General features: G+C 33.5%; 9 protein-coding genes and 1 pseudogene. 1 reads left to right on the top strand and 9 read right to left on the bottom strand.

Annotation, left to right across the window (positions count from 1 at the left end; genetic code table 11):
• On the top strand, positions 1–1,703 hold a 1,703-nt coding region (locus PHC28_RS13255), incomplete at its 5' end, for a DNA gyrase/topoisomerase IV subunit A (RefSeq protein WP_300101411.1).
• A gap of 84 nt (positions 1,704–1,787) precedes the next feature.
• Here the strand turns inward: PHC28_RS13255 and PHC28_RS13250 are convergent.
• The 9 genes and pseudogenes from PHC28_RS13250 to PHC28_RS13210 form a co-directional block, all read right to left on the bottom strand.
• A complete protein-coding gene (locus tag PHC28_RS13250; protein ID WP_300101406.1) occupies positions 1,788–2,561 on the bottom strand; it encodes a TerC family protein in 774 nt (257 codons plus the stop codon).
• A gap of 31 nt (positions 2,562–2,592) precedes the next feature.
• Positions 2,593–2,967, bottom strand: a complete 375-nt coding sequence (locus PHC28_RS13245; RefSeq protein ID WP_300101401.1) for a DNA topoisomerase IV — start codon at positions 2,965–2,967, stop codon at positions 2,593–2,595.
• A gap of 49 nt (positions 2,968–3,016) precedes the next feature.
• A complete protein-coding gene (locus PHC28_RS13240) occupies positions 3,017–3,595 on the bottom strand; it encodes a DUF1572 domain-containing protein (protein WP_300101397.1) in 579 nt (192 codons plus the stop codon).
• A 72-nt stretch (positions 3,596–3,667) separates the two neighbouring features.
• On the bottom strand, positions 3,668–4,240 hold the full coding sequence (locus tag PHC28_RS13235; protein ID WP_300101393.1) for a pentapeptide repeat-containing protein: 573 nt from the start codon (positions 4,238–4,240) through the stop codon (positions 3,668–3,670).
• On the bottom strand, positions 4,240–4,461 hold the full coding sequence (locus PHC28_RS13230) for a DUF6095 family protein (protein ID WP_300101390.1): 222 nt from the start codon (positions 4,459–4,461) through the stop codon (positions 4,240–4,242). The genes PHC28_RS13235 and PHC28_RS13230 overlap by 1 nt, the downstream gene beginning before the upstream one ends.
• Before the next feature lie 64 nt (positions 4,462–4,525).
• Positions 4,526–5,341: an N-acetylmuramic acid 6-phosphate etherase gene (murQ, locus tag PHC28_RS13225; protein WP_300101387.1), complete on the bottom strand. Its 816-nt coding sequence runs from the start codon at positions 5,339–5,341 to the stop codon at positions 4,526–4,528.
• Positions 5,338–5,988 carry a hypothetical protein gene (locus PHC28_RS13220; RefSeq protein ID WP_300101383.1) on the bottom strand — a complete coding sequence of 217 codons (651 nt, stop codon included), beginning with the start codon at positions 5,986–5,988 and terminating at the stop codon, positions 5,338–5,340. The genes murQ and PHC28_RS13220 overlap by 4 nt, the downstream gene beginning before the upstream one ends.
• A 265-nt stretch (positions 5,989–6,253) precedes the next feature.
• Positions 6,254–6,922, bottom strand: a complete 669-nt coding sequence (locus tag PHC28_RS13215; protein ID WP_300101378.1) for a ZIP family metal transporter — start codon at positions 6,920–6,922, stop codon at positions 6,254–6,256.
• Positions 6,922–7,147 (bottom strand): annotated as a pseudogene (locus PHC28_RS13210) (SAM-dependent methyltransferase); the annotation flags it as partial. The pseudogene PHC28_RS13210 and the gene PHC28_RS13215, both read right to left, overlap by 1 nt.

The following is a 7,147-nucleotide window of genomic DNA, read 5'->3' as shown; positions in this document are numbered from 1 at the left end:
CTGCTTGCGAAACTTCGGTTGCGCCATTGGGTTGTGTGATTGAAGACAACAAACCGTTGTTCGTAGGTGTTTCTCATATGTTGAAAATTTCTACCGAAAGAACCGTTGATTTACTTCGACAAGAACTCGAAATTCAATTAGAAGAGCTTAAAAATAAGTGGCATTTTTCGACCTTGGAAAAAATCTTCATTCGTGAAGAAATGTATATTGATTTCAAATTATATTCGGATAGAGAATCGCTTTATAAATATATGTACGACCGATTTGAGCCTTTTGCAAAATCTTTCGTTCGAGAAATTAATGATGATGATTTGCAGCGATTAACTCAAATTCCAATGATTCGTATTACCCGTTTCGATTCGGATAAAGCGGATGATTTTATTGCAAAATTGGAAGAAGAAATGAAGGAAGTCCAACATCATTTAGACAATCTAATTGATTTTGCTATTGCTTATTTTTCCAAATTAAAAGAGAAATACGGGAAAGGTCGGGAACGCCAAACCGAGTTGCGTTCTTTCGATAATATCGAAGCAACAAAAGTAGCTTTGCGAAACACGAAACTCTATGTAAATAGGGAAGAAGGCTTTATAGGAACAGGTTTAAAGAAAGATGAATACGTAACAGATTGTTCGGATATTGATGATGTAATTGTTTTTCTTCGTGATGGAAATATGATGATTTGCAAAGTCGATGACAAGAAATTTGTTGGAAAAGATATTATTCACGTTGCTATTTTTGATAAAAGCGACAAGCGAACGATTTACAATATGATTTACCGTGACGGAAAATCGGGACCATCTTATATTAAACGTTTCAATGTTTCGGGAGTTACTCGTGATAAATTATACGATTTAACCAATGAGACCAAAGGCTCACAAGTATTGTATTTTACTCATAATCCTAATGGAGAAGCCGAAGTTATCACGATTATTTTGCGCCAAATAGGAAGCATCAAAAAGCTGAAATGGGATTTGGATTTTGCCAATATTGCTATAAAAGGTCGGGCTTCGAAAGGTAATATAGTTTCTAAATACCCAATTAAGAAAATCGAAATCAAGGAAAAAGGAATTTCAACTTTGCGACCAAGAAAGATTTGGTTTGACGATACCGTTCAAAAATTGAATGTTGATGCTAGGGGAGAATTGTTGGGAGAATTCAGACCGAATGACAAAATTCTAGTGATTTCTCAAGCTGGAAAACTAAAAGTATTTACACCAGAATTGACCACACATTTCGAAGAAGATATGGTAGTTTTGGAGAAATGGCATCCTAAAAAACCAGTTTCTGCTATTTATTATGATGGAGAAAAAGAACGGTATTATATAAAACGATTTTTGGTGGAAACCGAAAATAAAGAAGAACTTTTTATTACAGAACATCCTAAATCGCAACTGGAAATAGTTTCTACAGATTATCGTCCTGTTGCTGAATTAATTTTCACGAAAGTGAAAGGCGTTCAAAAAGAAAATCAAACGGTTGATATTGAAAGCTTTATTGCCGTGAAAGGTTTCAAAGCATTAGGAAATCAATTGACCACTGATAAATTAAAGCAAGTGAATCTTTTGGAACCTTTGCCTTACGAAGAACCCGAAGAAGTTGTTCCAGAAGAACTGGAAGTCGAAGGCGAAACGGATGTTAATTCAGTTGATGAAAATTTAGATGAAATTCTGCCTGATGAAGACGGACAAATTACTTTGTTTTAATTTATAGTAAGCATAATTTTTTCAAATAAAAAGGTCTCAAAGTAATTGTTCTACTTTGAGACCTTTGTTATTTATTGTTGATTTTTATTTCTTTTTCTTATCCATTTTCATATTCAAAACCTCCACCAAAAGTGAGAACGATATCGCAAAATACAAATAGCCTTTTGGCACTGGAGTAACGTGGTTTCCAAAGATTAACGCATTCGATAAATGGGCACTTTCAGTAATTAGCATAAACCCAATCAAAATTAAAAAAGACAATCCCAGAATCTGAATCGAGGGATGATTATTAACAAAAGTTCCCACAGGAACTGCAAATTGCATCATAATCAGTACTGAAATTATCACGGCTGTAATCATAATATAAAGTGCTCCAGCAACACCGTTAGTCATTCCCACAGCTGTTAAGATACTATCGAAAGAGAAAACCAAGTCAATCAAAATGATTTGTAAAATGATACTCCCAAAGGATTTTGCAGCCGAATGTTTTAATTCCTTTTCTTCTTCGCCTTTTAAATCTACTTTTTCGTGGATTTCCTTTGTGCTTTTATAAATTAGGAATAATCCACCCAAAAGTAAAATGAGACTTTGACCAGAAAATTGAGCATTCAACCAACTGAAATTGATAGAAAACCAAGGTTCTTTCATCGCAATCAACAAGGTGATTCCAAATAGGAGAGCAATTCGCATAAACATAGCCAGAAACATTCCCACTTTTGTGGCTTTTTTGCGTTGTTCTACAGGTAATTTCCCGGTTACAATCGATATAAAAATAATATTGTCAATTCCGAGTATAATTTCAAGAAAGGTCAATGTCAACACGGCAATCCAAGCATCTGGGTTTAAAAATACGTCCATTTTTATTGAGTTATGAGTTATAAATTATGAGTTATTCTGAAATTTTCTCAACAGTTCCGCGTTGTTTTTTATCGCTTCCTACCATTCCAAATTCAAAAGTATAGGATTTTTTTGAAGTAGTCAAAATTTTCATACTAATAGCGTTTTTTTCTGCCCTATTCTTCGGGTGAATTTTCTGCAATACATATTCGCAATCGCTTACCCAACGAATGCTCGAAGTGTCTGTTTTACCTTCAAAGGTCTCAATTTCGATGCTGTCATTTCGTTCAAAAAGGGTTGTTTTTTTGACACCATCAACTTTTAACTCAAATTTGAATTTCCCGGTTTTAAAGTCTTTACAATTATGTTCTGCATTATAACAAGACATTAGTAAAAGTAATGGGAGGAGGAAGATTATTTTTTTCATTTGTTTGTCATTGCGTGGCACGTAGCAATCTTTATAAAGTTAGCTAAAATTATTTCTTCAATTTATTTAATTCATCATCCGTAAAATTTTTGATGCTTTTTTCTTTTGAAAATTTATCTGAATTGTAACTATTAGATTTGTTTTTTGGAATAGACAGACTGTTCCATTCACTTTTTTTCAACATTTTTGCATAAAAAACAATTTGTCCAATGTGATATGGATAATGTGCTAACTGTCGGTTTATGGCTTCAATAACTGTGTGTCCTTCGTTTCTAATATAGATAATATCTGAAAGTTGTTCTGCTTTTAATCCATTTAATGCTTCAAAAAAACAATTCCAACCTTTGTTCCAATTGGCCAATAATTCTTCTTTGGTTTTAATGGTTTCAATAAATTCAGCGTCTCGATTGCGCCATTCTTTTTCTCCATCCGAAGTTAAAAAATCAGTCCAGCGCGAAAGCATATTTCCCGAAAGATGTTTTACAATGGTAGCAATACTATTGGTATCTTCATTTATCGAAACAAAAAGTTGTTCTGGTTCAAGTTGATCCATCGCTTTTTCTCCCAATGTTTTATAATAGAGAAATTGTTTTTTTACGCTTTCTAAATAGGAATTAGATATTTTCATTTTATATAAAATTATATTTCTATTTTGGCTGTTGACTACTACTCGGGATTTTTAATTTTTAATTCGTAATTTTTAATTGATTTTAATATCATATTTATCCAAAAGTCCAACAATTCCTTGGATAGAAAACTTAGCTTTTTTCATAGGATTGAATTCAGGATCAATTTTAAAATTCTGTGCAGTAGTGAAATCAACACCAGCCAATTGAGTATCATTAAAAATTGCATTGTCCAAATTACAATTTTCAAAAACCGAATTAGTGAGATTAGTTCCAATAAATGATACTTCTTTCATCGAACAAGAATTGAATTTTGTTTTGGGCATTTTCTTGTTGGCAAAAGACGAATAATCCAATACACAATCCTGAAAACTGACACTAAACAAGAAATCAGTGCACGATTGGAATTGAATTCCAAGTAATTTGCAATTCTTGAAATAAACCGTTTTCAAACTCGTTCCGGCTAAATTAGTCATCGAAAGGTTGCAGTCAATGAACTCGCAATCCATAAAAGTAGTGTTCGAGAAATCGCTATTTGAAAAATCACAGTTCTTGAAAATGCAATCTTCAAACTCCCGATTGTTGACTTTTTTGTCCGTAAAAGATACTTTTTCGAACGTTTTATGCGTGTGTATGAGGTTTTCCATTAGTCGTTAAATAAACTTCGCATCATTGTTTTCAAACCCAAAAACATTAAATAAACGGCACTTAAACAAGCAATGATTCCGATTGTTAAAACCAAATAATGCCACACATTTTGTTTGTTGATAAACGCATTGTAAATCAACGACGGACCAATAAAAAGCAACGGCAAAGCCCAAGCTAAATATTTCACTCCTTTTGTTAAAAGTTCTTTGTTTGTTGACATTTTAATGGTTTAATCGGTTATTTGTTTAATCGGTTAATCGTTATTTGAACAATTCAATCGCTGATTATTTTGCGTCAAAATTATCAACAGCTTTCCTTACACTACCATACTTTTCAAGCAGTTTCGAAGCTTCTTGGTATGAAACAGGAATTTCGCCCATAATCATTTTTACACCACGATCCACAAGTTTACTGTTGCTTAACTGCATATCGACCATTTTGTTGCCTTTTACTTTTCCGAGTTGAATCATTGTAGTTGTCGAAATCATATTGAGCACTAATTTTTGTGCTGTACCAGCTTTCATTCTGGAACTTCCAGTTACAAATTCGGGGCCAACTATAACATCTACGTGGAATTTTGATGTTTGCGAAAGCGGACTTCCTTCGTTGCAACTAATACAGCCCGTAGTAATGTTATTTTGGTTGCAAGCCTCCAAACCACCAATCACATAGGGAGTCGTTCCAGAAGCGGCAATACCAACCACAATATCATTTTCGTTGATGTTGTATTCTTGTAAGTCAATCCAGGCTTGGTTGGCATCATCTTCGGCATTTTCTACTGCTCTGCGAATGGCTTTGTCACCGCCAGCAATTATTCCGTTTACCAAATCGAAAGGGACACCAAAGGTTGGTGGACATTCGGAAGCATCAAGAATTCCCAAACGTCCTGAAGTTCCAGCACCAATATAAAATAATCGTCCGCCCAATTTCATTTTGGCAACGATTTGAGTAATTAAAATCTCGATTTGTGGTAAGGCTTTTTCAACAGCAAGAGGAACAGTTTTGTCTTCCTGATTGATATTGAACAATAATTCCTGAACAGACATCGTTTCTAAATGTTCGTATTTCGAGGATTGTTCGGTGGTTTTAGTGAAGGTCATAATTTAGTTCTATATATTAATTCGCTGTCGTGTGAAGTAACAAAAAGTGGAATTTCTGTCCAAGGTATATTTTTACTTATAGATTTGGTGTATAGTTCTTTAAAAAGTTCTTCAAGTCTAAGCGTGATTAAAATTGCACAAAGTTCACAAGCGGTTTCAAGATTTTCTTCATCCCATCTTTCATTGTTCATATAGTCTTTATAAACTGATTGCAGATCTTCAAATCCTGAGATTGTTAAATATCTTTCGTAATCATATTCAGAATCTCCAAGCCATTCAATATCATCTAGATCATTACAAGAACTAAACCCTTGTAATGAAATAAACCATAAATCATAATTGATAGTGAATCCATTCATTTCGCAATATATTGCTTTTAGAGTTTTACCTGTATCTTCTTTTTTAGAGAAAAGGGAATTTAGAAATCCTTTTCCATTTCCTTCTAAATGATTTTTAGAAATTTTGTAAAAATCATTAATATAGTCGTTTAGTTCTTTTGTTAAATGTAAAAGGTTCCGATTAATTATTTTATGGAAACTTGTTGAAGGAATTTTATTTAATTCATCTTCGGCTATTTGAATTGCTTCACCAATTTCTCCTATTTTAATTAGTTCGTTTAATCTGTTTTCAAATTCAATAAAATCCATACTTTGATATAATTTATGTTAGTTTATTGTATCGGTTGCATATAACTCGCGAGTTGTCTGTCCGATTATTTTTTTTTGCGTGGATTGCAGCGTAAAACCCGACCCCAATGTTATTAAGTTAAGGGTTTTTGTCATTTCGACCAGCGGGAGAAATCTCATAATGTGAGCAAGTAATGAGATTCCTCGTTCCTCGGAATGACAAAATCGAGACTTTTTTTGCTTAACTTAATGACATTGGGCCCGACCCTTGTGGTCACGCCCAAATTTATATAAAATAAGCCAATACAATCCCAAATAATATCATAGAAACCTTAGCAATATTAAATTTGTGTCCTTCGCTACTTTCGAAAATGATGGTGGATGAAATATGGAATAATATCCCAATAACGATGGCGGTAATTTCGGTGTAATAGTCGTTTAGTATTGGTAAATAATCAGATAAGATGGTTCCCAATGGAGTCATTATCGCAAAAGTAATCATAAAGGCAAAAATGGCTTTTTTGTCCAAACTTGAATTGATGAAAAAAGTGGTCAAAATGATGGCGATGGGCAAGTGATGAATGGCAATTCCTACCGCTAAATTGTGATGATGACTCACCGGAAATCCTTCTAAAAAGGCGTGAATACAAAGGCTGATAAAAAGCAACCAAGGAATATGGGACATTTGGTCATGGCCGTGAACGTGGCCGTGTTCGGCACCTTTGGAGAAAAATTCCAATATTATTTGGAACAAAATCCCCAACATTATAAATATTCCCACATTGTGATTCTCGCTTTGATATACATCAGGAAGTAAATGCATTACGGTTAGCGACAGTAAAAAAGAGCCACTGAATGCCAACAATAATTTAAGATTGGTTTTGTTTTTAGGTTTCAAAAACAAGGCAATACCATAACCTATCAGGACGGAAAATAATGGTAAAAGATAATTCATTATTTAAAAATCATTATTAATCGTTCGCTATCAGTTTTGTGGAATTTTTTCAATTTATAATCTCCAAAAATATCTAAAAGAAAGATTCCAGCTTCTTCCATCATTTGTTCAAAATCTTGGAGCGTAAGGGCTTTTACTTTTTCGGTGAAATGATATTTTTCGCCTTGGTCTTCAAAGTCAATTTCCTTATAAATATGTCCATCGCTTACGTATCTTTTGATATGA

Source organism: Flavobacterium sp. (assembly GCF_028712645.1).
Taxonomy (GTDB): Bacteria; Bacteroidota; Bacteroidia; order Flavobacteriales; family Flavobacteriaceae; genus Flavobacterium.
Note: the sequence above shows the minus strand (reverse complement) of the source record. Positions and strands in the feature narration are given on the sequence as shown.